Here is a 24,102-nt window from a genome sequence, read left to right on the forward strand (position 1 = left end):
CACAGCCTGGGCCCACCGCACCCAAACCACCGCAGCTTGACACCCCTAACAGCAGGGGTGTCTGTCGACCTTGCACCCCGACCCGCCTCCACTTCCGCCCAGACCCTGGGACACCACCTGGCGACCTCGGACACGCCGCGCCATGTCCCAGGTCCCCAGCACCTGTCCACGGTCCGCGGGTCCGGCGACTCCCACCGATCAGCTCAAGGCACCCCCGGGTATTCGGACGTTGCCGGCCACATGCCGGGCACCCAGAGCCGCCCGCGACCGGATCCGGGTCCGCTCCTGCGACCAGCACTCCCAGGGGCCAACCAACACCCACACCAAGTAGAACGGCCCCATTTCAAGGGTTAACCCATCACCTGGTGGGTTGCCCCCCGAGATTCTGAGGGGGCAACCCACCAACTCAGTGGTTAACCCTTGAGATGGTGGCGGGTGGGAGTGCTGGTGTGCTCAGCTGGGTCGGAGGGCATTGACGGCGGGTACGACAGCAGCCGCAACGACGAGTGCGGTCAGCCCGAAGGCCAGTGGGAATCCGGTCCCGGCGACCACGGCGCCGAAGATGATGGCGCCCATTCCCCAGCCACCGTCGTACGCGAGGTTCCACAACGCGCTCACCTGGCCGTAGCGGGATGCCGGGACCCGGTTGTACATCAGGGTGAGGGTAAGGTTCTGCGCGGCGCCGAAGCCGATGCCGAACAGGGTCGAGCCCACCACGATGGCGATCGGGGTGCCGATCAGTACGAGCGATCCCGCACCCAGCCCGGCGAGGACCAGGGCGGGTGCCAGCAGCTTCGCCGGGCCGACGCGGTCGCCGTACCGGCCGGCCAGCCAGCGCGCGCCGGGCGCGGTCGCGGCCTGCAGTAGCAGAGCGGTGGCGACGAGGGAGTGCTTGTCCGCGGCGACGGCCAGCGGCAGGAAGGTGACGCTGATCCCGGCTGCCACAGTCACGGCCGCGAAGACGAAGGTCGGCATCAGCAGACCGCTGCGCCGTACGCCACCGAGCACCTTCACGTGCTGCTCCTCGGCTGAGACCCGAGCCGGCAGACCCACGAGAGTGACGAGTCCGGCGAGCGAGCTGAACGCCGCGAGGACGAACAGCGCGTCGAAGCCGATCCGGTTGGTCAGGTAGACGCCGAGCGGCAGACCGATTACGGCCGGGACGCCGACTGCGATGCCATAGATGCCCAGTCCCTCGCCGCGGCGGGCCGCGGGAGTGAGGTCGGCGACGAGGGCGACCGCGCCGACGACCAAGATCGCCAAACCGGCGCCGCGGACGACGCAGACGGCGAGGACCGCCGGCAGCGACGCGGTGGTCAGGAGGACCAGCGAGGGCGCGCCGAGGAGGATCAGCCCGAGACCCAACACGACCTGGTAGCCCCAGCGGGCCAGCATCCGCGGCACAAGCAGCTCGACGCCGACCGCGGACAGCATCATCGCGCCGGTCGACAGCCCGGCCCCGATCCCGCCCGAGCCGTTGGCGGCCAGGTAGAGCGGGACGACCGAGGTGAGCAGGTACATGCTCAGCCCGGATCCGAACACCATCGCCAGCAACCGCCCGAACTGGCCGGTCACCAGGCGCTCGACGGTGGCTACCTGGACGGTGGGGATCTCGCACGCGGTGGTCATGACTTCACGCTAGAAGTGGACCGGCACGCCCTACAGATCCAGTTCCGGACCGTCCGGGAGGACCAGTTACGGCAGTTGGTCGGCGATGAGGGCGGCCAAGCGGTTGAGAGCGGCGTCGATCTGGACCGGTGTGACGGCGCTGCAGGACAGGCGGAGGGCGTGGATCGGGGCGTCGCCGTCGTAGAAGTGACTCATCGGGGTCCAAAGCACGCCGTACTCGTGGGCCGACCTCGTCAGCAGTACGTCGTCGACCGGGAACGGCACAGTGACGACCACGAAGAAGCCGCCGGACGGCACCGTCGTGGTGATCTCACCACCGGGGAACTGGGCGGCCAGGCCGTCGGTGATCGCGCGGAGGTTGCCGGCGTACGTCGCGCGCTCGCGCCGGTTCGCGGCGACCAGGCTGCAGTCGTTCGCGAGCAACTTGCCGCCGATCACCGCCTGCGCGACCGGTGAGGTGTTGACGGTGAGCATGCTCTTGAGCTTCGACAGCTCGTCGGCGAGTAGTCCGACCCTTCCGTCCGGCGCTTCCACAGTCTGGTCGGCCACGACGTACCCGACGCGCGCACCCGGCATCCCGGTCTTGGCGAACGAGCCGAGGTAGATGACGCGGCGCTCGGTGTCGAGTGCCTTCAGGGTCGGCATGCGGTCGACCCCCTCGGCCGGGAACAGTCCGTACGGGTTGTCCTCGAGCAGCAGCAGATCCTGCTCGGCCGCGACCTCCAGCAATCGCCGCCTGGTGTCCATGTCCAGGCTGAGACCGGAGGGGTTCGCGAAGTCCGGCATCACATAGCAAGCTCGCGGGCGCAGCCCGTCCGCGCGGGCTGCCTTCACCACCGCGGCGAGATCGTCGTCCTCGGTCACCGGCAGCACGGGGAAGTCGAGCAAGCGAGCCGCACCGGTGATTCCGACGTACGTCGGGGAGATCGCCAGCAGCACGTCGTCCGGGCCGGAGCGCAGTGCCCGCAGGGTGAGGACCATCGCCTCCTGGCAGCCGACCGTGACGACGATCGCCTCGGGATCGACGTGGATGTCCTCGTCGACCACGAGGTTGCGGGCGACCAGGTCGTGGATGATGCCCTTGGTCCGGCCGTACTGGAAGATCGTCCGCCGCACCGCCGGCTCGTCGTACCCCTTCGAGCGCAGGTGATCGGCGAACAGGTCCAGGTCGCGATGCAGGTCCTCGAGCGCGAAGAACTCCTCGGTCGGGCGCCCGGCGGCGAGTGAGATCGCGTCCGGGTAGTGGTGCGACACCTCGTTGAGGAAGTTCATCGAGTTCAGCGCGCGGTCGGTGAGCGAGCCGTGCAGCTCGGTCAGCTCGAGATCAGCCATGGCGTCCTCCCCGTGGTCAGCCGCGCGACCGCGGCCAGGTCCGCGCATCCGGCCAGCAGCATCGCGTCGCGCAGCTCCCGCCGCAGCAGAGTCAGCGCCTCATCCACAGCGTCCACAGCCAGTGCCCACAGCAACGGTCGCCCGACCAGTACGGCGGACGCTCCGAGGGCGAGCGCCTTCATCACGTCGACGCCGCTCCGCACTCCACCATCCAGTAGCACGGCGCAGTGTTTGCCGACGGCATCGACAACCGGTCCGAGTGCATCGATCGAGGCCGGCGCGCCGTCCAGCTGGCGTCCACCATGGTTCGACACCACGACACCGTCGACGCCCAGCTCGACGGCCCGCTTGGCATCCTGCGGGTCCAGAATCCCTTTCACCACCAGCGGAAGTTCACTTGACCTTCGCAGCCACTCCAGATCGGACCACGACACGGCGGGATCGAACGCGGACGCCGTATGCGCCGCGACCGCCGACAGCCCGGGTACGGCGGAATGTGCCTCTGTCACCATATCGACAATGTTGGCCGCAACGACCTCCGGCGGCAGTGCGAACGAGTTGCGGACGTCGCGCAGCCGGCGTCCCATCACCGGCACGTCGACGGTCACCATCAGCGCAGAACAGCCAGCCTCGGCCGCGCGATCCACCAGTGACGCGACGATCGCGCGATCCCGCAACCAGTACAGCTGGAACCACGAGGGCGCCGCAGCAGCGATCTTCTCCAGCGGGACGCTGCTCAGAGTGCTGATCACATAAGGGATACCGGCCGCCGCGGCCGCAGCCGCGAGCAGGAGTTCCCCTTCGGGGTGCACGAGCCGCTGGTAGGCCATCGGGGCGACCGCAACCGGCATCGCGAGTTGACTGCCGAGCAGCGTGCGGGACGTGTCGGGTTCGTCGATCCCGGCGAGCACGCGGGGCGTGAGCGCGAGCGCGTCCAGAGCCGCACGGTTGCCGCGCAGCGTCAGCTCGGACCCGCTGCCACCGGCAACAAAGTCCCGAACTGCGGCCGGGAGAACCGCTGCCGCCAGGGACTCGTAGTCGGCGAGGCTGTCAGCCATCGTGGCTCGGCGATTCCTCAGGCATCGCGGAAGATCTCCGCCAGCCAGGTGGACGCTTCGGCCATCGCTTTCTTGCCGCCGTCGAGGATGCCGGACATCGCGAAGAAGCCGTGCACCATCCCGTCGTACCGGCTGAGGGTGGTCGGGACGCCGGCGGCATGCAGCTTCTCGGCGTAGTACTCGCCTTCGTCGCGGAGCGGGTCGTACTCCGCGGTGATCACCAGGGCGGGCGGGAGATCCGCGTGCGACTCGGCGAGCAGTGGTGACGCGAGTGGGTTGAGACCGTCGGCCGGGTCGGTCAGGTAGTGGTCCCAGTACCAGCCGACCGAGGTCTTGTTGAACAGGTACGGATCGTCTCCGGCTCGCATCGAGATGGTGTCCGAGTCGTAGCGGGTGTTCGGGTAGACGAGCAACTGCCCGGCCAGCTCCGGACCGTTGTCGCGGGCAAGCAACGTGGTCGCTGCCGCAAGGTTGCCGCCGGCACTGTCACCGCCGACGACGAGCCGCGACGGATCGACCTGCAACTCGCCGGCGTGCGCGGCGATCCACTGCGTCGCGTCGTGGCAGTCGTGCACCGCGGCCGGGAACGGATGCTCCGGCGCCAGCCGATAGCCGACCGTGATCAACTGACAGGGAACGGCATTGGCCAGCTTGCGGCTGATGCCATCGGCGGTCTCGATGCTGCCCAGCGTCCACCCGCCGCCGAAGAAGTAGATCACCGTCGGCAGTGGACCGGTCAGATCCGGCCGGTAGACCCGCAGCGGTACGCCGCCCTCGGTCGTGAGGTTCTCGACGTGGTGAACGGGCTCGACATCCCCACCCGCGGCCTGGATGGACGCGAGGTCTGCGGCCCTGGCCTCGGCCAGGGTCTGGGTGTAGAGCTGTGGCACCTGGTTGCCCTCACGCTCGGCGCGCATCGCCTCGACCTGCGGGTCCAGCGGCATTGGTTCACCCCAATCGGATCGGCATGGAACTGTGTCCACGCAACAGCAGGCTAGGACTGCGCACGGGCTCTCCCACGAACCGCAGGTTCGGGAACCGCTGGAACAGCTGCCCGAACGCCGCACGCCCTTCCATCCGGGCCAGCGCGGCCCCGACGCAGTAGAAGGGACCCGCTCCGAACGACAGGTGTTGCAGATCGTCGCGTCCCGGATCGAAGGTGTCCGCGTCCGCATGCTTGACCGGATCGCGGTTCGCCGCGCCGGGCAGGATGAGGACGAGACTCCCCGCGCTGATCGGCTCGCCGGCCAGCTCGAGGTCGACGGATGCCTTCCGGCTGATCAACTGCACCGAGCTCTGGTGCCGGAGGATCTCCTCGACGTAGTCCGCGGCCAGCCCGGGATCGTCGCGCAGGGCCTCGACCAGCGAGGGCTGGGAGAGGAGCTGCTCGAGTCCGTTGGTGAGGAGGTTCATCGTGGTCACGAAGCTGGCGTTCACCAGCACGAGCAGGTTGTCGATCAGCTCCTGCTGAGGTAGGTCTGCATCCACCAGAGAGCTGACCAGGTCGTCGCGCGGGCGGATCCGGCGGTCGGCGATCATCCGGGCGTAGTAGTCGTTGAGTTCCCCGGCCGCCTGGTTCGCCGCCGCCAGCCGCTCGGGCGCCTTGCCGCCGAGGTCGAGGTAGTCGTCGATCCGCTGCGTCCGGTCCCGGAACCAGCCGAAGTCCGAGCGCGGGATGCCCAGGAACGTGCCGATCACCGTGATCGGCAACCGGTATGCGAAGTCGACGAAATCGATCACCTGGCCGTTGGCACCGGCCTTGCCCAGGTCGTCCAGGAGCTCTGAGGCCAACGCGTCCACCACCGGTTCGAACCCGGTCAGCCGGCGTGGCGTCAGGACCGCCTGGAACACCTTGCGCATCCGCAGATGGTCCGGCTCGTTGCGGAACATCATCGACCCGCCGAGCCGTTGCAGTACCGGCTCCTTCGGGTTCGGATCCGCCGACAGCAACCGGTGGAACCTGGTGTCCTTCAGCGCCTCCTGGGCGGCGTCGTACCCGTTGACGACGACCGCGTACGGCGAACTGCCGGGAGCGAGCCGGCAGACCGGGCCGATCCGATGCAGCTCGGCGAAGAGCGGCATCGGATCGCGGCGCCCGTCCTCGGATCCCAGCGCGGCAAGGATCTCGTTGGCGGTGCGCATCCCGGTCAGCGCACCAGGTTCAGCGGCACGGAGGCGGCCATCGCCTGGTAGCCCGTGTCGTTCGGGTGGATGTGGTCGCCGGAGTCCAGCGCCGTCAGCAGCTTCGAAGGCGCGGCCGGGTCGCGCAGCACCTTGTCGAAGTCGAGCACGCCGTCGAACTCGTGGCTCGAGCGCAGATAGCTGTTCACCGCCTGCCGGGTGGCCTCCTTCGCCGGCGTCCAGCTGTCGGTGCCGGAGAGTCCCTCGAACGGCGTGATCGTGGTGACCAGGCTGCGCAGTCCGCGTTCCTTCGCCTGGACGTTGACCTGCCGGAGCGCGCCGATGATCTCGGCCGCCGAGTCGTCGGACATCCAGATGTCGTTGATGCCCAGCTGGGTGATGACGGTGCGTGCGTCGGTCTGCGCGAACACGTCCTCGTTCAGCCGGGCCAGCGAGTTCACCCCGACCTCACCGAAACCGGGGAAGGCGCCGTTGTCGGACGGCTCGGTGCCTTCGTGGTTGAGCCGGCTCCCGGCCAGACCCGCGTTCAGCACGCTCGGGAACGGCTTGTGCCCGGCCGCCGCGGCCAACCGTTCGGCGAGCTGGTCGGGCCAGCGGTTGTTGGCGTTGAACGTGCTGTTGGTGCCGTCGGTGATCGAGTCGCCGAGCACGACGATCGAGCCGGCCGAGTCGTCGGTCTGCACGTCCACGCCGGACAGGAAGAACCAGCAGCAGCGCCGGGTCAGCGTGTACGCCGCACCGCCCGGCTGGGTGACCAGGTTCGTCGGGCCGACGAAGTTGTCCTGGATCGACGAGCCGTGGAACGTGGTCGGGCCGGTGTTCTCCGGGAAGTAGAGGCTGATGACGAGGTCGTCGAGCGTGCCCAGCCGCAGGTTCACCGGATCGCTCAGCAGTTCGCTGCCCTTCACCATCGATGCGCTGCCGGAGCCGTTGAACGTCAACGTCCGCAGGGTGTTCGGGTCGATGTCGGACAGCTCCGGCGTCGACTTGTTGGGCTTGGCAACGGTTGCCGCGCCGACGGTGACGGTCTTCTCGCCGTAGATGTTCGACAGCCGGATCCGGATCTTCTCGCCGCCGACGGTCGGCCGGACCACCAGCCGGACGCTCTGGTCGGTCAGGCCGGTGTTGGTCGAGCCGGTCGCGTCGCCGTGGGTAACCGCGGTCGCCCAGGTGCCGACCCACGCATCGTCGTGACGGCTCTGGCTGGAGCTCGCCCCGGCCAGGCTGGAGCCGGCCAGGGTCAGTGCGGCGGTCACCGCGACCGCACGCCAACTGCTGGAAATGTGCATGGACGGACCTCCTGGCGGAATCGGATGCGGACGGAACGTAATACGCGGCGAGGAATCCGGTCAATGCACAGCAAATGCATTTCCGAAATTCATCGGCCAGCGGTTAGCGGACCCCTTCCGGACCCGTTTCGCAGGGGTATTCCTTCACCCGCGCGAGGGTGTGACCGGCCGACTGCGGAGCGCGACGGTCCGCCTACCGTAGAACGGTTTCCAGCCTCTGGCGGGCGCCCGGCGCTTCCAGTAGAGTCGCCCCGACGGCTGGGGGTGGCCGGAGTCGAGGGGAACCTTACGAAATGCCGCCTGAATTCGTCATGCCCAATTACGTGCTGCGGGTATTAACGCTGTTCGAGCAATTCCCGGAGCGGCTCGCGCTGGTCCGCGGAGTTCGGCGGGCGACGTACGGCGAACTGACCGCCGACGTGCTGCGGATCGCGGCGGCGCTGCGCGACGCGGGCATCCGTCCCGGTGGCAAGGTGCTGGTGATGGCGGCGAACTGCTTCGACGCCCCGGCGCTCCAACTGGCGCTGCACCTGCACGGCTGCCGCGTGCTCTGGAGCGCGCCGATCACGTCCCGCCGTGAGATCGACCGGTTCGCGGCGCTGTCCGATGCGGACGCGTTCGTCTACGACCCCGACGGCACCGGGGACCTGGGCCGTGAGCTCGCCGCGTCACTGGCGCCGATGCCCGTGTTCCAGGTGGCCGAGCTCTTGGCCGGCGGAGCGCCGTACGTGATCGATCCGTCGGTGCCGGCGCCCGACTCGGTGCTGCAGACGAGTGGGACGACGGGCGATCCCAAGCTGGTCCACCACACGCAGAGCTTCTACGAGCAGATCCTCGAGCTGGCGGACGCCTTCGTCGCCAATGGGTTCCCGTTGCTGCGGCACTACTCGGGTTCGCCGCTGTGGCTGGCGAGCGGACAGATCACCAGCTTCTTCAACCTGTTCACGGGTGGGGTGCTGTTCCTGACCGACACCTGGTCGCCGGACGAGTTCTATCGGACTGTGTCGGCCGAGCGGATCACATCGACGTACGTGACGCCGCCGATGCTGTACGAAGTGCTCGATCATCCGGGTGGTGAGGACGTCGACTGCAGCAGCCTGTTCATGCTCAATGTCGGCGCCGGACCAGCGACGCCCGCCCGGCTGCGACAGGGGATCGCCCGCTTCGGTCCGGTGCTGCGGATCGTCTACGGGCTGAGCGAAGCGGTCGTCGTCACCGCACTACCGGGCTTGACCGAGGACCCGGCCCATCCGGAGCGGCTGGCTTCGGCGGGTACGCCGTACGGCGATGTGCGGCTGGAGATCCGGGACGACGATGGGAAGGTGCTCGACGCGGGACAGACCGGGGAGGTGTGGGTGCGGAGCAAGCTCACCTTCGCAGGGTATCTGGGCCGGCCCGAGCTCACCGCCGAGACCCTCGTGGACGGCTGGCTCCGCACCCGGGATCTCGGCTACCTGGACTCCGACGGGTACCTGTTCCTGGTCGACCGCGTGCACGACATGATCGTCACCACCCGCCGCAACTGGGCCATCTTCTGCCGCCCGATCGAGGACGTCCTCGCGAGTCACCCCGCAGTCCGAACCGCTGCGGTCATCGGCGTACCCGATCCTGTGGTCGGCGAGGCAGTCCACGCCTTCGTCGTCACGCGCTCCCCGGTCACCGCAGACGACCTTCGGCAACTGGTCACCGACACGCTGAACGAGATGTGGACTCCGGCTGCCATCGACTTCGTGGACGAGTTGCCGCTGACCCGGATCGCAAAGGTCGACAAAGTTGCCCTCCGCAAGCTCTACCGGGAACTGCGTCCGGTCCGGCGACCGGATCACGCGGAGGCGGGTTCCGACGGCCCGGCCCGCCAGCCCGCCCGGCGCGGCGTCGGCGTCGGGGAGGCGGGATGAGCGCACGGCGGGGTCTGGTCATCCTGTTCGTCGCGGACGTTCTGTCAGCGGTGGGGAGCCGGATCTCGATGGTGGCGATCCCGTGGTTGGTACTGGTGACCACGGGGAGTGCGGCGCGGATGGGGCTGGTGGCGGCGGTCGAGATGGTGCCGTACATCGTGGCCAGCATCATGGCCGGGCCGATCATCGACAATGTCGGGCCGCGGCGTACCTCGATCCTCGCGAACCTCTGCAGCGCGGTGGCGGTCGGGGCGATCGCCGCCACCACGCACCTGGGGTTCGCCGCTCTTCTGCTGCTGGTCGCCGTGGCAGGTGCCCTGCGTGGAGCCGCCGACCGCTCCAAGGACCTCCTCGTCCGACCGATGGCAGAGGCAGCCGACGTCGAACTGATCCGCATCACCTCGCTCCACGAGGCTTTCGCCCGCGGCGCAACCCTGCTCGGCGCTCCCCTGGCCGGCCTGCTGATCTACTGGACCGACGCGGCCTCTGTGCTCTGGATCGACGCGATCACCTTCCTGGTCTGCGGCCTACTGGTCGCGGGATTCGTCCGTCCACCGTCGGTGGTCGCCGCGATCAGAGACAAGTACTTCCACTCCCTCGCCGAGGGGTTCTCCTTCGTCCGGCGCGACGAACTGCTCGCCACGATGCTGATCACCACGTTCACCATCAACATCTTCGCCAGCGCGAGTACGGCGGTCTTCATCCCGGTGTGGGTCGCGGACCAGCTCGGCTCCCCGGCGGCCCTCGGCCTCACGCTCGGTGCGTTCTCGGCCGGGGCACTGCTCGGCAGCATCGTCTTCGCCGTCCTCGCCACCAAGGTGCCGCGGTACCTGACCTTCGCGGTAGGCGCCTTCGTCGGCGGCAGTCCCCGCCTGCTCGTGCTCGGCCTCAGCGACAACCTGCTCCTGGTGATGGTGGTGACGTTCCTGTCCGGCATCGGCATCGCCGCGATCAACCCCGTCTTCGGCGCAGCCCTCTACGAGCATGTCCCGAAGAACCTGCAGGCTCGGGTGATCGGACTGGTCGCGGCAACGTCGTTCGCCGGCCTCCCGCTCGGCGCGCTCCTGGCCGGTGAGCTGGTGAGCGCCGTAGGCCTGACCCCGGCGCTGATCTCTTCGGGCATCGTCTGCTTGGTCGTCAGCAGCTACCCCTTGCTCCGGCGCGGACCTGGCAAAGTCCTCGACGCCCCGGCATCGGTGGAGGCCACATGAACGAATCCACGGACCCGTACTGCCTCAAGCCCGGCGAGAGCCGCGAACTGCTCGCCGGTCACCCCTGGCGGCGATTTGTCGTGCTCGGCGACAGCGTCGCGGAGGGGTTGTGCGAACCGGTCGACGGCTACAGCAACCTGCAGTGGGCCGACCGGATCGCCGCCGAACTCCGCGCGGTCCAGCCCGAGCTCGTCTACCGCAACCTCGGCGTCAGCGGCCTGCGTACGCGCGAGATCCTGGCCACCCAACTCGAGTCGGCGCTCGTCTTCGGCCCCGACCTCGCGCTCGTTGTCGGCGGCGGCAACGACGCCTTCCCAGCCACGTACGACGCCGACCGGGTGGATCGCGAACTCACGCTGATGATCACCACCCTGCAGGACGCCGGCGCGGACGTGATGACGCTCGGCATGTTCGACATCTCCTACAGTCCCGCCGTCGCGGACTGGCTCAGACCGGGCCTCCGGCAACGAATGCGAACCCTCTCGGACCGCACCGCCGCACTGGCCGGCAAGCTCAACACCATCCACATCCATCTGACCGACCACCCCCTGTCCGCCGACCCCACCCTCTACAGCACCGACGGCCGCCACGGCAACGCCCGCAGCGACGCCGTCGCCACCGCCGAAACCCTCCGAGCTCTCGGCCGCCACCTCATAGCCGCGCCACATCAGGATTCACCTGGCTGAACGTCAGGGACTCGGTGGGTGCCGGTGGGATCGACGTGGAATCGGAAGCCATGGGGTGTCGTCCACTCCAGGGTCTGGTGGTCGAGGCGGTGGACGGTCCAGCCGCGGGCGTGAGTCTTGACCCGGTGGCCGTACCGGCCGAGGGGTGCGAGGTTGGTGGTGCTGGTTTGGCCGGGTGGGCCAAGCGGGTCGTAGGGCTGGAGGTGGTCCAGGTCCATGCCGCGGTGGGTTTCTTGGGTGCCGTAGGGGAAGAGTTCGACGGGGTGGGTGAGTTTGATGCGTTCGCGGATCCGGTCGGGGATTTCGTAGGTGTCGACGCTGACGGCAGTGTTGAGGTCGATGACCGGCTTCACGGTGTACGGCCCGTAACCGATGAGCTCAGCTAGCTGGTCGGCGAGCAGGGGCCCGATGGTTTCGGCGCGCAGGACGCCGGTCCCGGTGGCCAGGGTGTGGTCGGTGAGGTGGACGTAGATCTGGGTTTGTCCCGGGCGTAGCCGTCCACCGCGGCGGGTGCCGCAGCCGGCGGGGCCGCTGCCGGCGGGGTGGTGGGTACAGCCGGTGTGATCTGTGCTGCCGCTGGTGGTCGGGTTGGTGTAGGCGTCATGTTTGATCTGGGCGAGGCGGGCGTGCAGGGTCCGTTGGGCGGCGGCGTCCAGGGGCTCGCCGCCGCCGTCGGGGTCGAGGCGTAGGCCGGGGTCGGAGGGGTCGACGGGTTCGATCGGCACGGTGTCGGGGGTGTCGAGGGGGTCGGGCAGGTTGCTGGTGCTGGGGTGGGGTGCGTCGCGGTCGGCCTCGTCGTCCGGGCCGGGTTCGTCGCGGACGCTCGCCCGGTCGTCGAGCGGGTCTACCTCCGGGTCCACGGTGTCGGGAGCGGCGGTGTCCGTAGCGGTGCTGCCCCGGGCGGTGCTGCCCCGGGCGGTGCTGTCCCGGGCGGTGCTGTCCCGGGCGGTCGCGCCGTCCGCGGCGCCCGGAGCGCGAGTGCCCGGCTCGGTGGCGCCTGGCTCGGTGGTGCCCGCGGTGGCGTCCGCGGCGCCGGTCGTGTCCGCGGCGCCGGTCGTGTCCGCGGCGCCGGTGGTGGGTGGAGTGGTGTTGTCGTGTGCGGTGGCGTCCGGCGCGGTGTCGGTGGTGGTGTGGAGGTGGTGGTGGCGGGCTTGGGTGAGGAGTTCTTGGGTGAAGCGGGGGTCGGCGAGGATCCCGACCGCCTCGGCGCGGCGGTGCTGGACGGGGCGGGTGTCGCCGAAGGTCTTCAACGCCTCGGCGATCGCGTCGAGGGCGGCCTTGTTCCGGATGACTGCACCGGCGGCGCCTTGATGTACATGGTCTTGGTGCCGTGTGGGTCCGAGCGGCCGACGAACACACCGCGTTCGCAGGCCTGCTCGGCGGCCTCGGCCCGCGCTAGGTCGGGGTCGGCGTGCAGTTTGGCGGCGGTGACGATCTTGTTCAGCCGGTACGGGGTGATGGAGTCGATGAGGTTTGCGATCCGCTGGTCGACGTAGGCGGCGGCGTCCTGGGTCAGGTTCGCGCAGTCGGCGACGATCCGGCACGCCTTCCACGGGGTGGCCTCGCCGGCCTGGACTCTGGCCCAGGTGAAGGGAAACCGGTGCCGCAGCGCCAAGGCTTGGCCGAGGTAATTCGCCGCGACCCGCGGTGAGATGCCCAGCATGACCGCGAACTCGGCGATCGCGAACTCCAGGATCTCCGGGCAGCCGTCGCCACCCAGCACCACCGCGCGTTCTCGGCCGTCGCAGGCACGGCGGCCCGCCCGGCCCGGGTGGGCGGAGGGGTGGTGGCGGTCGGCGTAGACCTGGGCGTGCTCGAGGCGCCGCGCGTCGACCCGCCGGGCCTCGGCGTCGTGTTCGGCGGCCGAGGCCAGCAGGTCGGCCGTCGTCAGCGTCGCCAGGTCTCCATCGAACATGTGTGCGATTCTACGCACCGCTAGCGAGTCGCGGCAAATCCGACGAGACCCCAAAATCCCTTATCCACAAGGGAAAACATCACACCGCGCGCGGTGGATGCAACGGATATACAAGTTACGGAACCAGCAGGAGGCCGCTCGTCAGCGCCCCCTGGCCCACGTTGACTACCGGGCCGGCGCCGGGGACGGTGAAGCGGAGGTAGGCGCCGCACGGGGTGCCGGCGAAGAGGTACGGCGCGATGCAGAACGGTACTGCGGCTTCGTGGGTGTCGCCGGTGGCGATCTCGACGAACTGCATGGTGAGCCGGTCGACCTCGACGTACGCCTGCAGGATGTAGCAGCCTTCGTCGAGTGCGGCATCGACGGCGTCCTGCCAGGTCTGCGGGGTGACCTCGGGGCCGACGACGACACCGACTCCGCCGTACGAACCGGAAGGCTTCAGGACGAGCTGGTTCTGGTCGGTGATCGCGTGTTTGCGGAGGTCCGCGGACAACACCTCGGTGCGAGGGACGTGGCGGCGGACTACCTCGGCGGCCTCCCCAGATAGCAAGGCCAGGTCTTCCCAGAGCCAGGCGAAGATCGTCTTGCTGGCCAGTAGCCAACTGGCCGTGTGCGTGAACATCCGCACGGCACCCGTCCGGACCGCCGTGTGCAGAGCCTGCAACCCATCGCTCGGCTTCATGCCCTGCGGGACGAACATCCGGAGTACGGCGTCGATCGGGCCGTCGTCGACGCAGAGCCGACCGGCGTCGTCCAGGGTGAGCCACTCGACCGGGTACACACGCATGTCGAGACCGAGTTCGCGACCGCGGTCGCTGAACGGCTCGAGCAACTTGATCATCGCCAGCCCGTCCTGCGACCCCGGATACGTGCCGCCGGTGGTGAACACCATGGCGAGCCGATCCGACTCGGTCAGCTTCAATGCCGCCCGCACCGCCTCGTACCGTGCGTCGACAGCGGACGGCGGCGCCGTCAGCCCGACCTGATCCAGCACCGGATCACCGGCGTACGCCTCGAGGAACCGCCGGGCGACCCCGTCGGAGTCGTGGGCGCCGCCGAGGGCGCTGTCGATGTTGGCCTCGACCACGTACGGCGTCCCGTCCGCGAGCAGGATGTCCGCCCGGACGCCACCGAGAAGGTCCTCGGTCAGCGGCAGCTCCTCGTCGAGCAGGTCGATGTAGCCGACGGGTAACCCGAGCGCGCGCCGCAACTCCCCCGCGGTCGTTGCCCGGCGCAAGCACGCGTCCAGGATCAGCCGGGCCACCGTCGCCGAGATGTCGGTCAACGATCGATAGGTTGCCGCCGCCATGATCGGCGGCCGGAGCGGTCGCCACTCCTTGTTGTGCGTGGCGACCCCGTCGTACACCTGCTGCCAGGACTCGCTCCCCCGCGCGACAAGCGCCGTACGCGTTGCCTCGGGCAACTGGTGCCACAGGTCGGTCATCGTTCCTCCAGTACGGCGTGAATCGCGGAGACGAGCTGGTCGCGGCCGGGTTGGACGGCGCGGTCCAGGGCCAGGGCGAACGGGAGCACGGCTCCGTCCGGGCGGGTCACTCGGCGCGGCGGTGCGTCGAGGGTGAAGCGTTCGGCGGCGACCGCGAGGACCTCCGCGGCGAAGCCACTGGTCCGGTTGGAGTCGTCGATCACCACCAGCCGGTGGGTCTTGGTGACCGACGCTGCCAGACCGTCCGTGTCCAGTGGGTAAACGGTCCGCGGGTCGAAGACTTCGATCGAGATTCCCAGCCCGGCCAGTTCGTCCGCGACCGCCAACGCATCCTGCACGAGGTGGCCGACGGCAACAACCGTCACGTCGCTGCCGGCACGTGCGACCCGGCCGACGCCTAGCGGCACCGGTGCGAGCGTGCTGAAGTCGACATCGTCACGGACACCGAGTGCACCGGACGGCGCGAACACCACGACCGGATCGTCGTCCCGGATCGCCGAGACCAGGAGTCCGTAGGCGTCGGCCGGAGTCGCGGGTACGACGGTCTTCACACCGACATGGGCGAACAGGGAGTACGGGTGGTCGGAGTGCTGGCCGGCCCATCCGGTCCGCGAGCCCGAGCCGGGAACGACGTACGTGACCGGGACCTTGCACTGGCCGCCCGTCATCAGCGAGAACTTGTGCGCCTGGTTGGCGATCTGCTCGAAGACCAGGAACAACAGCGACGGGATCTGGAACTCGATCACGGGCCGCATCCCGGCGAGCGCGGCGCCGGTCGCGAAGTTGGTGAACGCCTGCTCGGACAGCGGCGTGTCGAGCACGCGGTCCGGGCCGAAGCGGGCGAACAGGCCGGCAGTCAGGTTGGAGGCCGCGACCCGGATGTCCTCGCCCAGCACGAAGACCGACGGGTCCCCGGCCAGGGAGTCGCCGAGGGCGCGGTTGAGTGCCTTCAGATACGAGAGTTTCGGCATCAGCGAAACACCTCCGGCGAGGCGTACAGGTAGTCGAGAGCGGCCGCCGGATCCGGATGAGCACTTCCCAAGGCGAACTCGACCGCCGCGTCGAGCAGAACCTCGACCTCCGTGTCGACCGCCGCGCGTTCGTCGGTCGTCAGTCGGGCGCCTTGGATCTCCACCGGATCGCGCGACCGGCCGGCGGCGAGCTCCTCGGGCGAGCGGTAGGTGAGCCGAGCCCGGTGCTCGAAGGTGTGGTGCGCGTCGAAGCGGTAGGTGATGCACTCCAGGAACGTCGGTCCCTTACCAGCCCTGGCCCGCGCAACCGCCGCCAAGCTTGCCTTCAGCACCGTCTCGGGATCCTGCCCGTCGATGGTGAAAGCCGGAATACCGAACGCCCGCGCCCGGCCGGTGATGCTGCCGGCGACCGCCGATTCGACCGGCATCGTCGTCGCGTACCCGTTGTTCTCGCAGACGAAGATCACCGGCACCCGCCAGAGCGCGGCCAGGTTGAATGCCTCCAGCAACATCCCCTCGTTCATCGCGCCGTCACCGAAGAACGTGACGGCGACCGAGTCACGACCGCGCTGCCGCAAGGCCCACGCCGCACCGGTGGCGATCGATCCGGCCGCGCCGACGATCGCATTCGCACCAAGGATCCCGAGGCTGAAGTCGGCCGCGTGCATGGACCCGCCACGACCTTTGTTCAGTCCGCTCTCCCGCCCCATCAACTCGGCGAACAACCGCGCCGGGTCCACACCGCGGGCCAGCACATGGCCGTGCCCGCGGTGCGTACTGGTGATCACGTCGGCGTCCGTCAGTGCTGCACACACGCCGACCGCGATCGCCTCCTGCCCGACGTACGGATGAATCCCGCCGACGATCTCCCCGGACCGCACGAACTCGATCGCCCGCTCCTCGAACCGCCGAATGATCCGCACAGTCCGGTAGAGATCAGTACTTGCCATGGTCAGCCTTTGACCGCGGCAAGGATCGCGTCCCAGAGACGGGCGCGGGCGGCGAGCGCGGTGTTGATCGTGTCTGCACACGCTTCCCACTTGGCCTGGTCGTCACCGCAGAGATCCGTGACCATCTGCATCGCCATCGGGGTGTGCTGCTCACCGTCCACCTCGATGTGCCGCTCCAGATAGTCGACGAAGGTGTTGAGCTTGTTCGACCGCTCGTTCACCGCGACCACCTGGGTGAACATGTCGGGGATCAGGTCCTCCCGGCCGAACGCGAAGGCAGCCGCCTGGCAGTGGATCGGTGCGTTCTCGATGATGTCCCAGGTCGTCCCGGCGAAGTCGATCGACGGCTGCGGTACGCCGGCCGCCCGCAGCGACTCGACCACCGAGCCGCCGTTCCGGAGCAGGTCGATCAGCCCTTCGATGGCAGCCACGTCCGCCCCGGCCTCGCGCATGCCGTTGACGTACAGCTCGAAGTGGCTGATGAAACCGTCGCCGAGTTCGTCGCTCTCCTCGACCATCACGATGTCGTTGATCAGCCTGCGGCTGCCTGAGTGCGCGGTCGGGATCCAGGGCACGGTCACACAGGTGAGTTCGCGCTGCAACGACTTGAGCAGGGACATGAAGTCCCAGACCGCGAACACGTGGTGTTCCATGAAGGTGACCAGCGCCTCGTGGGTGTCCAGGTTCGCGTAGAGCGGGTGCTGGACGACTTTGTCGCGGGCCGGGGTGACGGCCTTCTCGAGCTGTTCGATGCCGGGGTGGGTCTGACCCCAGTCGTAACGGGACATGGGCGGTTCTCCTGTCAGCGGTCGGCCCAGAGGATTGGGCAGTAGTCGGGGTCGGCGTAGTCGGGGTGGCCGGCGGGAGTACGGCGTACCAGGACGTCGTGGTTGTAGGCGGCCAGCGTTCCGTCGGACAGCGGGAACTCGCGGTAGTGGTTGGCACCGTCCTGAAGGTGCAGGGAGATCGCGCGGCGAGGGCGGTCGCTGACGTTGGCCCCGCTGCCGTGGTACGTGCGGCAGTGGTGGAAGTTCACGTGACCGCGCGGGATCGTGATCGGGATCCTGGTCACCTCGGCGTGGTTGTACGCCGCGTTCTCGGCCAGCATCTGGTCGAGTTGCGACCTGTCCCGCTCGGCGAAGTGGCGTGCGACGGTGTCGTCGGAGCCGATCTCCTGCCAGCGGTGACTGCCGTCGACCATGGTGATCGTGCCCATCTCCGGCGGACAGTCGTGGAACGGGATGAACGCGGTCAGCATCCGGTCCGATGCCGACGACGACCAGTAGTGCTTGTCGAAGTGCCAGGGCACGATGTTCGACGGCTCGCCCTTGATCGGCGGCTTGTAGATCAGCGTGGATTGGAAGATCCGGATCTCGTCGGTCTGTGCGAGCCGGGCCGCGACCGCACCGATCAGCGGCTTGCGGAGGATCTTGGCCAGTCCGTCGTGCTCGTAGTGCACGTAGTCGTTGTGCCGCTGGACGTCGCCCTTCGACGGATCCCAGTAGGCCAGCTTCGGCGGGGCGGTCGGGAGGCTGCGGTCGCGGTCGCCGGCGTAGTAACGCTCGCTGGCGTTGACGAGCTCGTCGGTCTCGTCGTCGGTGAGCAGCTTCTTGGACAGGTACCAGCCATGCTGGTTGTAGAAGGCAACGTCTTCGTCAGTGGGCAGGAGCTCGATCTCTTCTTCGGAAAGCTTGAATTCGAGGGTCATGAGGCCGACAGCTCGCGTTCCTTGGCCTCGTAGAGCGCCTTGATGTTGCCGCTGCCGAAGGTCATCGCACCGCGCCGCTCGATGATCTCCAGGAACAGCGTGCGCCGGACGTGCATCGACTCGGTGAAGATCTGCAGCAGCTGACCCCAGTGGTCCCGGTCGACCAGGATGCCGAGCTTCTCCAGGTCCTCGATCGGCGTCTCCACCTCACCGACGCGTTCCGGCAACGCCGTGTAGTACGCCGACGGCGAGGCGAGGAAGTTGACGCCCCGGCCGGCCAGCGTTCCGACCGCCTCGACGATGTCGCTGGTCCGCAACGCGATGTGCTGCACGCCGGCGCCGGCGTGCCAGGTGAGGAAGTCGTTGATCTGTCCCGGCCGGCGGTTCGGATCCGGCTCGATCAACGTGAAGGTGACGTGCTTCGACGTACTCTGCACGACCGTCGACTCCATCCCCTGCCCGGCCACCTCGATGTACTCGGCGAAGATCGGCAGGAACCCGAAGACCTCCTCGTAGAACTCCACCGTCGGCCTCAACTGCCCCGACGGCACACAGATCGCCAGGTGGTCGATCTCGCTGAACAGCTTCTCGTCCGGCCCGCTCGCCGGCTCGGTGATCTGGAACGCGCCCGGCAGGAACTCGCGGCGCGGTCCATGCCGCTCGACCAACCGGTGAATCACGTCGCCGAACCCCGCCACCTCCGCGACCACCACGGTCGTCTCCTGCTCGTCGGTGTAGGTCACCGGTTCGGCGACCGACTCGGCACCCCTGGCCAGCAGCTCGGTGTAGGCCACGGACGCGTTGTCCACCTCCAGTCCGACCACGGCGACGCCGTCACCGTGGCGCTGGACGTAGAGGCCCGCAGCGTGGTCGGCGGCCAGCCCGGACGTCAGCACGATCTGTACGGCGTCCTCACGCAGCAGCAGCGACCGCTGGTCCGGCAGACCGGTCTCCGGTCCGCCCTGCCCGTGCACCTGCAGGCCGAACGCGTGTCCCAGATAGAACGCGGCCTGCCGAGCGTCGCCCACGTACAGCTCCACGTGGTCGATCCCGTAGATCTCCATTTACGGCTTCTCCTCACTGTTGATCTGTCGCCGCTCCGGCGTCGTGGCGGTGCCGAGGAGCAGGCTCACGTTCTGGCCGCCGAATCCGAACGAGTTCGACAGCGCGTACTCGAGGTGGACTTCGCGGGGTTCCTTGCGGACGTGGTCCAGCGGGCAGGCCGGATCCGGATCGTCCAGGTGGTACGTCGGGGGCAGCAGACCGCTCGTGATCGCACAGGCGGCGGCCGCGGCCTCGACGACACCGGAGGTGCCGAGCATGTGCCCGGTCAACGCCTTGGTCGAGCTGACCGCGGGACGGTGCTCACCGAACGCCAGCCCGATCGCGACCGACTCGGCCACATCACCGAGCTTGGTGCTGGTGCCGTGCGCGTTCACGTAGCCGACCTTGCTGGGATCTATTGCTTTGAAGGCCTTTCGCATGCACTCGGCGGCTCCGGTCCCATCCGGCCGCGGAGCGGTCGGGTGATGCGCATCCGAGTTGACGCCGTACCCGGCGACGTCCGCGTAGCCACGCGCACCTCGAGCGGCCGCATGCGCGGTGCTCTCCAGCACGAGGAGTGCGGCACCTTCACTCAGCACGAACCCGTTGCGGCGCAGATCGAACGGCCGGCTCGCCTCGGCCGGGTCATCCCACCCTCTGGCCAGGGCTCGCGCGTTGGCAAAGGTCTCCGCGAACGTCGGAAACAACGGCGCCTCACTCGCCCCGCACAAGACCACGTCAGCCTCGCCGCACCGGATCAACCGAGCAGCATCCGCTATCGCCTGAGCCCCGGACGCACACGCCGTACCAACCGCGGAGGTGTAGCCCCGCAACCCGAACCGAATCGCGACTCGGGCGGCGGGCATGTTCGGCAGGACCCCCGTCAAGAGGTACGGACTGACGGCCGCCCGCCCACGCTCGGCCCGCGCGAGCACCTGCTGCTCGAGGGTCGCCATCCCTCCGACCCCACCGACAATCACACCGACGCGGTCGGCGTCGACGTTCTCCCCGATCGTCAGGCCGGCGTCCGCGAGTGCGTCCTCCGCAACCAACTGCGCGAGGATGACCGTCCTGTCCATCACCTTGCCGTCAGGCCCGGAGGCGATCTTGCCCGCGTCGAAGGGTGGCAGGATCCCGGCCAGCTCGATCGAGTTGGCGATCGCGTGCTCGGGCGGCGGCTTCACGATCCCGGATCGCCCGTGCAGCAAGGCGTCGTACACCTCGTCGATGCCGCGGCCGACCGGGGTGAGCAGACCCATTCCCGTGATGGTGATGCCGCCGACCGGGCTCATGCGTCTGCTCCGGTCAGGCGTTCCGCACGCAGGGCGACCTTGCGGACCTTGCCGGTGACGGTGACCGGGACGTCGTCCGCCCGGACCACGCTCACGCGGCGGATGATCGCCGCGACCTCCGCGCGGACCGCCTCCTTCACCGCGTCCGACCGGTCCACGTCCGCGGCATCCGGTGACAGCTCGAGCAGTACGTCGGCGACGTACTTGCCGTTGTCCGGAACGATGACGACGGTGCAGTCGGCAACCTCCGGAAGAGCCGCGAGGATGCGTTCCTCGGACATCGACGTGAAGAGTTGCGGGCCTTCGAAACCGGCGACCGCATCGGGGACCCGGTCGAGGTGGAAGTAGTGACCGGTGTCGTCGCGGTAGACCAAGTCACCGGTGAGGAACCACCCGTTCAGCCGGAAGCGGTACGTGTTGACCGAGTCGTTCCAGTAGCCGGGTGACACCGACGGTGAGCGGAAGCCGAGCAGGCCGACCTTGCCGAGCGGCAGTTCCTCGCCGGTCGACGTCAGTACGGCGGCCTCCGCGAACTGGTACGGCTTCCCGATACACCGCCCGTAGTGATCACTGTCGATCGTGTGCGTGATGTGGAAGCCATTGTGCCCCATCTCGCTCGACCCGAGACCGTCGACGAAGTGACTGCCCTTGACCGTCACCCGCCCTTCCCGCGTGACGGTCTCCCGGGTGCCGACGGCAACGAGTTTGCGGATGTGCGGCTCATGCGCACAGTCGCCCGTGTTGAACCACATCCGCACCGAGTCGAGATCGTGCTTGCCCAGATCCTCGCGCGCCAACCCCGCCCACGTGACGGCGAACCCGTAGACGGCACGCGGTTTCCACCGCTCGATGTGCCGCAGGACGTACAGCGCGTCCTGGCTGGACAACAGCAGCATCTCGGCGCGGTTCCCGAGCACCTGGTTGACCATCAGGATCGTCGCGGTGTGCGGGATCGGGAGCGCGTTGAGGATCCGATCCGTGCCTTGCGCCTGTGGCATGGTCAGCAGGTGCTTGAGAGCGGCGTACAAGGTGGTGTGCGTGTGCAGAACAGCCTTGGGTACGCCGGTTGTGCCGCTGGTGTGGGTGATCACGATCGGGTCGTCGCGGTGGTGCCGGTAGTGCTCAGGTGCCTTCGCCGGATCACCGGTACCGAGCTCCTTCGGCTCCGCGAGGACCTCGGTCTGCAGGAGCGGACGATGGGCCGCGTCGGCCAGGACGCCGTGACGCGTAGGCGCCGGATGTATTCGTCCGCGATGGCCGGCGCCATCTTGCCGTTGAGCAGGGCGGGAATCGCGCCGACTCGGGTCAGCGCGAGGAAGCTGAGCACGATGTCCACCGCCTCGGTGGCCCAGATCGCGACCACGTCCCGGCGGCCGATGCCGTGCTCGTGCAGCCACGCCGTACGGGCCTGGACCCGGTCGTCCAGCTCGCCGAGCGTCAACGGGTGCTCGGCCGGGAAGTGGTCGACGGCTGTGTCGAAGGTCAGGCCGGGGCCGTCCGGGTCGGCGCCGTGCTCGATCACCCGGGCGAGGACGTTGCCGGCGCCGATCGCCGGATCCGCGGCGAGCCGGGCTCGCAGGTTCTTCATGTCGGGTCTCCCCCAGTCACGATCACGGCGGACGCCTGGCCAGCCCCCACCTGCACGATCAGCACCTGATCGGCATCCCCGTCACCGATCAGCAAGGCGGCCTCGTCGAGGCCGCCGTCCGTCACACACACCACCGGGCCGCGCAGGTCCCACCGCGCGGCGATCCATCCCGCCACGCTGTTCGGCACCGACTGGAAGAAGAACAACGGCCCGAGTCTCTTGCCCTCAGCAACCGTTTGGCGCACATGCTCCGCACTGACCCGGTCCCCGTCGCTCACCAGCACGATCCCGGTCCGCGCCGTACGGTCGCTCAGCCGCCCAAGGCATCGCTCCGCGACCACCGCCGCCAACGGACTGAACGCCGACAACACAAACCCAGGCAGCGCCGGCGGCTCACCCGCATCACCTGCTTCGGGCCAATAGCCCTCGGCCAACACCACCAGCTCATGGACTTCCAGCAGCCCGCTCATCCCACCCGCACCACCAACGCCGTATTGGCTCCCCCGAACGCCGAGTTCAGTGACATCCCGTACGGCGAACCCGCCGGCCGCGGCGCATCCAGAATCAGATCCAGCCGACAGGCGGGATCCGGCTCGAGGAACCCGGCGTTCACCGGCAACTTTCCCTCCCGCAACGCCTGGACGGTCACCACGAACTCGACCAGCCCGGACGCTTCCAACGCGTGTCCGTGCAGGCCCTTGGTGGAACTCACCGGCGGAGTACTGCCGAACGCGGTGTTGATCGCCGCCGTTTCCGCCGCATCGCTGAAGGTTGTGCCGGTGGCGTTTGCGTTGACGTAGCCGATGGCTTCTGGTGGTAGGCCGGCTCGTGTGAGGGCACGCTCGATGGCTGCGGCTAGGCCTCGGCCGTCGGGGGATGGTTGGCAGGGGTGGTAGGCGTCGCCTGCGCGCGACCAGCTGGTCAGCTCGGCCAGGCCTTCGCCGGGTTGGAGGACTACTGCGGCTACGCCGTCGCCCAGGAGGGTGCCTTGGCGGTGGCGGCTGAAGGGGCGGACGGCGGCGTCGGTGGACAGTGCTCGACCGGCGTCGAAGAGCGCGTACTGGTAGGGCTCGACGAGGTAGGCCGCGGCTACGACGACGCGGTCGACCCGGCCGGCGCGGATCAACGTTGCGGCGTCGGCCAGCGCCGTACTGGCTGAGACGCAGGCGCTGGTGTAGACGCGGCGCTGGCCGAAGTCGCGAGGCGGGGCAGTGTGGAGGGCGAGCAGGAGCGGCGTCGTGCTGCGGTCGACGCCGGCCTGCGCGCAGGCGGTCGCGATCGCCTGGTCCAGTTCTTCTTCCAGCGTGCCGGTTTCGGCTACCGTCGCGGCGTGGTGCACACGGCGGCTGCTGGTGTCGAAACGGCTGACCTCGGTGAAGGCCGGCGTACCGGTGAGCTGCGCCTCCGGTCCGCGGCCGAGCGCGGTCAGGATCGAGAGGCCGGTGACGGCGACCGGTCGGGGTTCAGACATGGCTGGTCAGCACCTCGGCGATCACGGTGACGGCGTCGCCGATGGTGGCCATGCGTTCGAGCTGGTCGTCGGCGAGCTCGACGCCGTACCGCTGCTCGACCTGATGGACCAGCCACGCCAGTTCCATCGAGTCGAGCCGCTCGGCACCGGGTGGGCGCTCGCCGAGACCGGCCAGCCAGGTGAGGATCTCGTCCCGCGTAATCATCAGACCTGCTGGGCTACCCGGCCGGCCACCTCGGCGGTGAACTCGCCGACCGTCATCAGCGCCAGTTGCTCGGACTCGTCGTCGGAGAACCTGACCCCGAACCGGTCCTCGACCCGCACCGACAGATCTGCCAGCGCAAGTGATTCCAGGTCCACCCCGGCCGGGCCGAGCGTGGTGTCGTCGTCGATGCCTTCGGTGTCGTAGTTCATGTCCTGCAGTTGCGCGATGACGAACGCGCGAACCTCGTCCTTCATTCGGATACCTTCTTT

General features: G+C 68.7%; 24 protein-coding genes. 3 read left to right on the top strand and 21 right to left on the bottom strand.

Translation table 11 applies throughout. From position 1 onward, the window contains the following. Window positions 1-453 precede the first annotated feature (453 nt). From ACXC9Q_RS26495 to ACXC9Q_RS26520, 6 genes are all read right to left on the bottom strand, one after another. Window positions 454-1,629 (bottom strand): MFS transporter, encoded by a 1,176-nt coding sequence (locus tag ACXC9Q_RS26495; RefSeq protein WP_457059356.1) that lies wholly within the window; start codon window positions 1,627-1,629, stop codon window positions 454-456. Window positions 1,630-1,695: 66 nt separating this feature from the next. Next, entirely contained in the window at window positions 1,696-2,961 is a 1,266-nt protein-coding gene (locus ACXC9Q_RS26500) for an aminotransferase-like domain-containing protein (RefSeq protein WP_457059357.1), read from the bottom strand. After that, window positions 2,943-4,019, bottom strand: a complete 1,077-nt coding sequence (locus ACXC9Q_RS26505; RefSeq protein WP_457059358.1) for an alpha-hydroxy acid oxidase — start codon at window positions 4,017-4,019, stop codon at window positions 2,943-2,945. The genes ACXC9Q_RS26500 and ACXC9Q_RS26505 overlap by 19 nt, the downstream gene beginning before the upstream one ends. Before the next feature lie 17 nt (window positions 4,020-4,036). Continuing rightward, entirely contained in the window at window positions 4,037-4,963 is a 927-nt protein-coding gene (locus ACXC9Q_RS26510; protein ID WP_457059359.1) for an alpha/beta hydrolase, read from the bottom strand. Window positions 4,964-4,967: 4 nt separating this feature from the next. After that, window positions 4,968-6,161, bottom strand: coding sequence for a cytochrome P450 (locus ACXC9Q_RS26515; protein WP_457059360.1), 1,194 nt, complete (start codon window positions 6,159-6,161; stop codon window positions 4,968-4,970). Between the two features lie 5 nt (window positions 6,162-6,166). Then, window positions 6,167-7,450, bottom strand: a complete 1,284-nt coding sequence (locus ACXC9Q_RS26520) for an SGNH/GDSL hydrolase family protein (protein ID WP_457059361.1) — start codon at window positions 7,448-7,450, stop codon at window positions 6,167-6,169. A gap of 311 nt (window positions 7,451-7,761) precedes the next feature. Between ACXC9Q_RS26520 and ACXC9Q_RS26525 the strand changes: the two genes are divergently transcribed. Genes ACXC9Q_RS26525 through ACXC9Q_RS26535 form a run of 3 tightly spaced genes read left to right on the top strand, consistent with a single transcriptional unit; the run spans window position 7,762 to window position 11,245 of the window. Beyond that, on the top strand, window positions 7,762-9,348 hold the full coding sequence (locus ACXC9Q_RS26525; protein ID WP_457059362.1) for a class I adenylate-forming enzyme family protein: 1,587 nt from the start codon (window positions 7,762-7,764) through the stop codon (window positions 9,346-9,348). After that, window positions 9,345-10,559 (top strand): MFS transporter, encoded by a 1,215-nt coding sequence (locus ACXC9Q_RS26530; RefSeq protein WP_457059363.1) that lies wholly within the window; start codon window positions 9,345-9,347, stop codon window positions 10,557-10,559. Before ACXC9Q_RS26525 ends, ACXC9Q_RS26530 begins: the two co-directional genes overlap by 4 nt. Continuing rightward, entirely contained in the window at window positions 10,556-11,245 is a 690-nt protein-coding gene (locus ACXC9Q_RS26535; RefSeq protein ID WP_457059364.1) for an SGNH/GDSL hydrolase family protein, read from the top strand. The genes ACXC9Q_RS26530 and ACXC9Q_RS26535 overlap by 4 nt, the downstream gene beginning before the upstream one ends. Here ACXC9Q_RS26535 and ACXC9Q_RS26540 read toward each other — a convergent pair. The 15 genes from ACXC9Q_RS26540 to ACXC9Q_RS26610 all read right to left on the bottom strand — a co-directional run bounded on the left by ACXC9Q_RS26540 (window position 11,227) and on the right by ACXC9Q_RS26610 (window position 24,087). Further along, complete coding sequence (locus ACXC9Q_RS26540) at window positions 11,227-12,495, bottom strand: hypothetical protein (RefSeq protein WP_457059365.1); 1,269 nt, start codon at window positions 12,493-12,495, stop codon at window positions 11,227-11,229. The two genes, ACXC9Q_RS26535 and ACXC9Q_RS26540, sit on opposite strands and share 19 nt — an antisense overlap. Next, window positions 12,492-13,160: a DUF222 domain-containing protein gene (locus ACXC9Q_RS26545; RefSeq protein ID WP_457059366.1), complete on the bottom strand. Its 669-nt coding sequence runs from the start codon at window positions 13,158-13,160 to the stop codon at window positions 12,492-12,494. The genes ACXC9Q_RS26540 and ACXC9Q_RS26545 overlap by 4 nt, the downstream gene beginning before the upstream one ends. Before the next feature lie 115 nt (window positions 13,161-13,275). Further along, the gene (locus tag ACXC9Q_RS26550; RefSeq protein ID WP_457059367.1) at window positions 13,276-14,604 is read right to left on the bottom strand and encodes a hypothetical protein; all 1,329 of its coding nucleotides are present in this window, start codon (window positions 14,602-14,604) and stop codon (window positions 13,276-13,278) included. Then, complete coding sequence (locus tag ACXC9Q_RS26555) at window positions 14,601-15,575, bottom strand: alpha-ketoacid dehydrogenase subunit beta (protein ID WP_457059368.1); 975 nt, start codon at window positions 15,573-15,575, stop codon at window positions 14,601-14,603. Before ACXC9Q_RS26555 ends, ACXC9Q_RS26550 begins: the two co-directional genes overlap by 4 nt. Next, window positions 15,575-16,525 carry a thiamine pyrophosphate-dependent dehydrogenase E1 component subunit alpha gene (locus tag ACXC9Q_RS26560; protein ID WP_457059369.1) on the bottom strand — a complete coding sequence of 317 codons (951 nt, stop codon included), beginning with the start codon at window positions 16,523-16,525 and terminating at the stop codon, window positions 15,575-15,577. The genes ACXC9Q_RS26555 and ACXC9Q_RS26560 overlap by 1 nt, the downstream gene beginning before the upstream one ends. 2 nt (window positions 16,526-16,527) lie before the next feature. Continuing rightward, window positions 16,528-17,313, bottom strand: a complete 786-nt coding sequence (locus ACXC9Q_RS26565) for a DUF3050 domain-containing protein (RefSeq protein WP_457059370.1) — start codon at window positions 17,311-17,313, stop codon at window positions 16,528-16,530. 14 nt (window positions 17,314-17,327) lie between these two features. Next, entirely contained in the window at window positions 17,328-18,233 is a 906-nt protein-coding gene (locus tag ACXC9Q_RS26570; RefSeq protein WP_457059371.1) for a phytanoyl-CoA dioxygenase family protein, read from the bottom strand. Beyond that, complete coding sequence (gene hppD / locus ACXC9Q_RS26575; protein WP_457059372.1) at window positions 18,230-19,297, bottom strand: 4-hydroxyphenylpyruvate dioxygenase; 1,068 nt, start codon at window positions 19,295-19,297, stop codon at window positions 18,230-18,232. Before hppD ends, ACXC9Q_RS26570 begins: the two co-directional genes overlap by 4 nt. Then, complete coding sequence (locus tag ACXC9Q_RS26580) at window positions 19,298-20,569, bottom strand: beta-ketoacyl-[acyl-carrier-protein] synthase family protein (RefSeq protein ID WP_457059373.1); 1,272 nt, start codon at window positions 20,567-20,569, stop codon at window positions 19,298-19,300. It lies immediately after the preceding gene. Then, entirely contained in the window at window positions 20,566-21,756 is a 1,191-nt protein-coding gene (locus tag ACXC9Q_RS26585; protein WP_457059457.1) for a class I adenylate-forming enzyme family protein, read from the bottom strand. The genes ACXC9Q_RS26580 and ACXC9Q_RS26585 overlap by 4 nt, the downstream gene beginning before the upstream one ends. Then, window positions 21,657-22,157: an AMP-binding protein gene (locus ACXC9Q_RS26590; RefSeq protein WP_457059374.1), complete on the bottom strand. Its 501-nt coding sequence runs from the start codon at window positions 22,155-22,157 to the stop codon at window positions 21,657-21,659. The genes ACXC9Q_RS26585 and ACXC9Q_RS26590 overlap by 100 nt, the downstream gene beginning before the upstream one ends. Further along, window positions 22,154-22,627, bottom strand: coding sequence for a beta-ketoacyl synthase chain length factor (locus tag ACXC9Q_RS26595; protein ID WP_457059375.1), 474 nt, complete (start codon window positions 22,625-22,627; stop codon window positions 22,154-22,156). Before ACXC9Q_RS26595 ends, ACXC9Q_RS26590 begins: the two co-directional genes overlap by 4 nt. Then, window positions 22,624-23,628 (bottom strand): beta-ketoacyl-[acyl-carrier-protein] synthase family protein, encoded by a 1,005-nt coding sequence (locus ACXC9Q_RS26600; RefSeq protein ID WP_457059376.1) that lies wholly within the window; start codon window positions 23,626-23,628, stop codon window positions 22,624-22,626. The genes ACXC9Q_RS26595 and ACXC9Q_RS26600 overlap by 4 nt, the downstream gene beginning before the upstream one ends. Continuing rightward, on the bottom strand, window positions 23,621-23,833 hold the full coding sequence (locus tag ACXC9Q_RS26605; protein WP_457059377.1) for a phosphopantetheine-binding protein: 213 nt from the start codon (window positions 23,831-23,833) through the stop codon (window positions 23,621-23,623). The genes ACXC9Q_RS26600 and ACXC9Q_RS26605 overlap by 8 nt, the downstream gene beginning before the upstream one ends. Beyond that, complete coding sequence (locus tag ACXC9Q_RS26610; protein ID WP_328526176.1) at window positions 23,833-24,087, bottom strand: acyl carrier protein; 255 nt, start codon at window positions 24,085-24,087, stop codon at window positions 23,833-23,835. The genes ACXC9Q_RS26605 and ACXC9Q_RS26610 overlap by 1 nt, the downstream gene beginning before the upstream one ends. Between the last annotated feature and the right edge of the window lie 15 nt (window positions 24,088-24,102).

This window comes from Kribbella sp. CWNU-51, from assembly GCF_054073265.1.

Excerpts from the sequence above, each read along its gene's own strand:
- ACXC9Q_RS26495 (WP_457059356.1), bottom strand. The coding sequence starts at position 1,629 with ATGACCACCGCGTGCGAGATCCCCACCGTCCAGGTAGCCACCGTCGAG.
- ACXC9Q_RS26500 (WP_457059357.1), bottom strand. The coding sequence starts at position 2,961 with ATGGCTGATCTCGAGCTGACCGAGCTGCACGGCTCGCTCACCGACCGC.
- ACXC9Q_RS26505 (WP_457059358.1), bottom strand. The coding sequence starts at position 4,019 with ATGGCTGACAGCCTCGCCGACTACGAGTCCCTGGCGGCAGCGGTTCTC.
- ACXC9Q_RS26510 (WP_457059359.1), bottom strand. The coding sequence starts at position 4,963 with ATGCCGCTGGACCCGCAGGTCGAGGCGATGCGCGCCGAGCGTGAGGGC.
- ACXC9Q_RS26515 (WP_457059360.1), bottom strand. The coding sequence starts at position 6,161 with ATGCGCACCGCCAACGAGATCCTTGCCGCGCTGGGATCCGAGGACGGG.
- ACXC9Q_RS26520 (WP_457059361.1), bottom strand. The coding sequence starts at position 7,450 with ATGCACATTTCCAGCAGTTGGCGTGCGGTCGCGGTGACCGCCGCACTG.
- ACXC9Q_RS26525 (WP_457059362.1), top strand. The coding sequence starts at position 7,762 with ATGCCCAATTACGTGCTGCGGGTATTAACGCTGTTCGAGCAATTCCCG.
- ACXC9Q_RS26530 (WP_457059363.1), top strand. The coding sequence starts at position 9,345 with ATGAGCGCACGGCGGGGTCTGGTCATCCTGTTCGTCGCGGACGTTCTG.
- ACXC9Q_RS26535 (WP_457059364.1), top strand. The coding sequence starts at position 10,556 with ATGAACGAATCCACGGACCCGTACTGCCTCAAGCCCGGCGAGAGCCGC.
- ACXC9Q_RS26545 (WP_457059366.1), bottom strand. The coding sequence starts at position 13,160 with ATGTTCGATGGAGACCTGGCGACGCTGACGACGGCCGACCTGCTGGCC.
- ACXC9Q_RS26550 (WP_457059367.1), bottom strand. The coding sequence starts at position 14,604 with ATGACCGACCTGTGGCACCAGTTGCCCGAGGCAACGCGTACGGCGCTT.
- ACXC9Q_RS26555 (WP_457059368.1), bottom strand. The coding sequence starts at position 15,575 with ATGCCGAAACTCTCGTATCTGAAGGCACTCAACCGCGCCCTCGGCGAC.
- ACXC9Q_RS26560 (WP_457059369.1), bottom strand. The coding sequence starts at position 16,525 with ATGGCAAGTACTGATCTCTACCGGACTGTGCGGATCATTCGGCGGTTC.
- ACXC9Q_RS26565 (WP_457059370.1), bottom strand. The coding sequence starts at position 17,313 with ATGTCCCGTTACGACTGGGGTCAGACCCACCCCGGCATCGAACAGCTC.
- ACXC9Q_RS26570 (WP_457059371.1), bottom strand. The coding sequence starts at position 18,233 with ATGACCCTCGAATTCAAGCTTTCCGAAGAAGAGATCGAGCTCCTGCCC.
- hppD (WP_457059372.1), bottom strand. The coding sequence starts at position 19,297 with ATGGAGATCTACGGGATCGACCACGTGGAGCTGTACGTGGGCGACGCT.
- ACXC9Q_RS26580 (WP_457059373.1), bottom strand. The coding sequence starts at position 20,569 with ATGAGCCCGGTCGGCGGCATCACCATCACGGGAATGGGTCTGCTCACC.
- ACXC9Q_RS26590 (WP_457059374.1), bottom strand. The coding sequence starts at position 22,157 with ATGAAGAACCTGCGAGCCCGGCTCGCCGCGGATCCGGCGATCGGCGCC.
- ACXC9Q_RS26595 (WP_457059375.1), bottom strand. The coding sequence starts at position 22,627 with ATGAGCGGGCTGCTGGAAGTCCATGAGCTGGTGGTGTTGGCCGAGGGC.
- ACXC9Q_RS26600 (WP_457059376.1), bottom strand. The coding sequence starts at position 23,628 with ATGTCTGAACCCCGACCGGTCGCCGTCACCGGCCTCTCGATCCTGACC.
- ACXC9Q_RS26605 (WP_457059377.1), bottom strand. The coding sequence starts at position 23,833 with ATGATTACGCGGGACGAGATCCTCACCTGGCTGGCCGGTCTCGGCGAG.
- ACXC9Q_RS26610 (WP_328526176.1), bottom strand. The coding sequence starts at position 24,087 with ATGAAGGACGAGGTTCGCGCGTTCGTCATCGCGCAACTGCAGGACATG.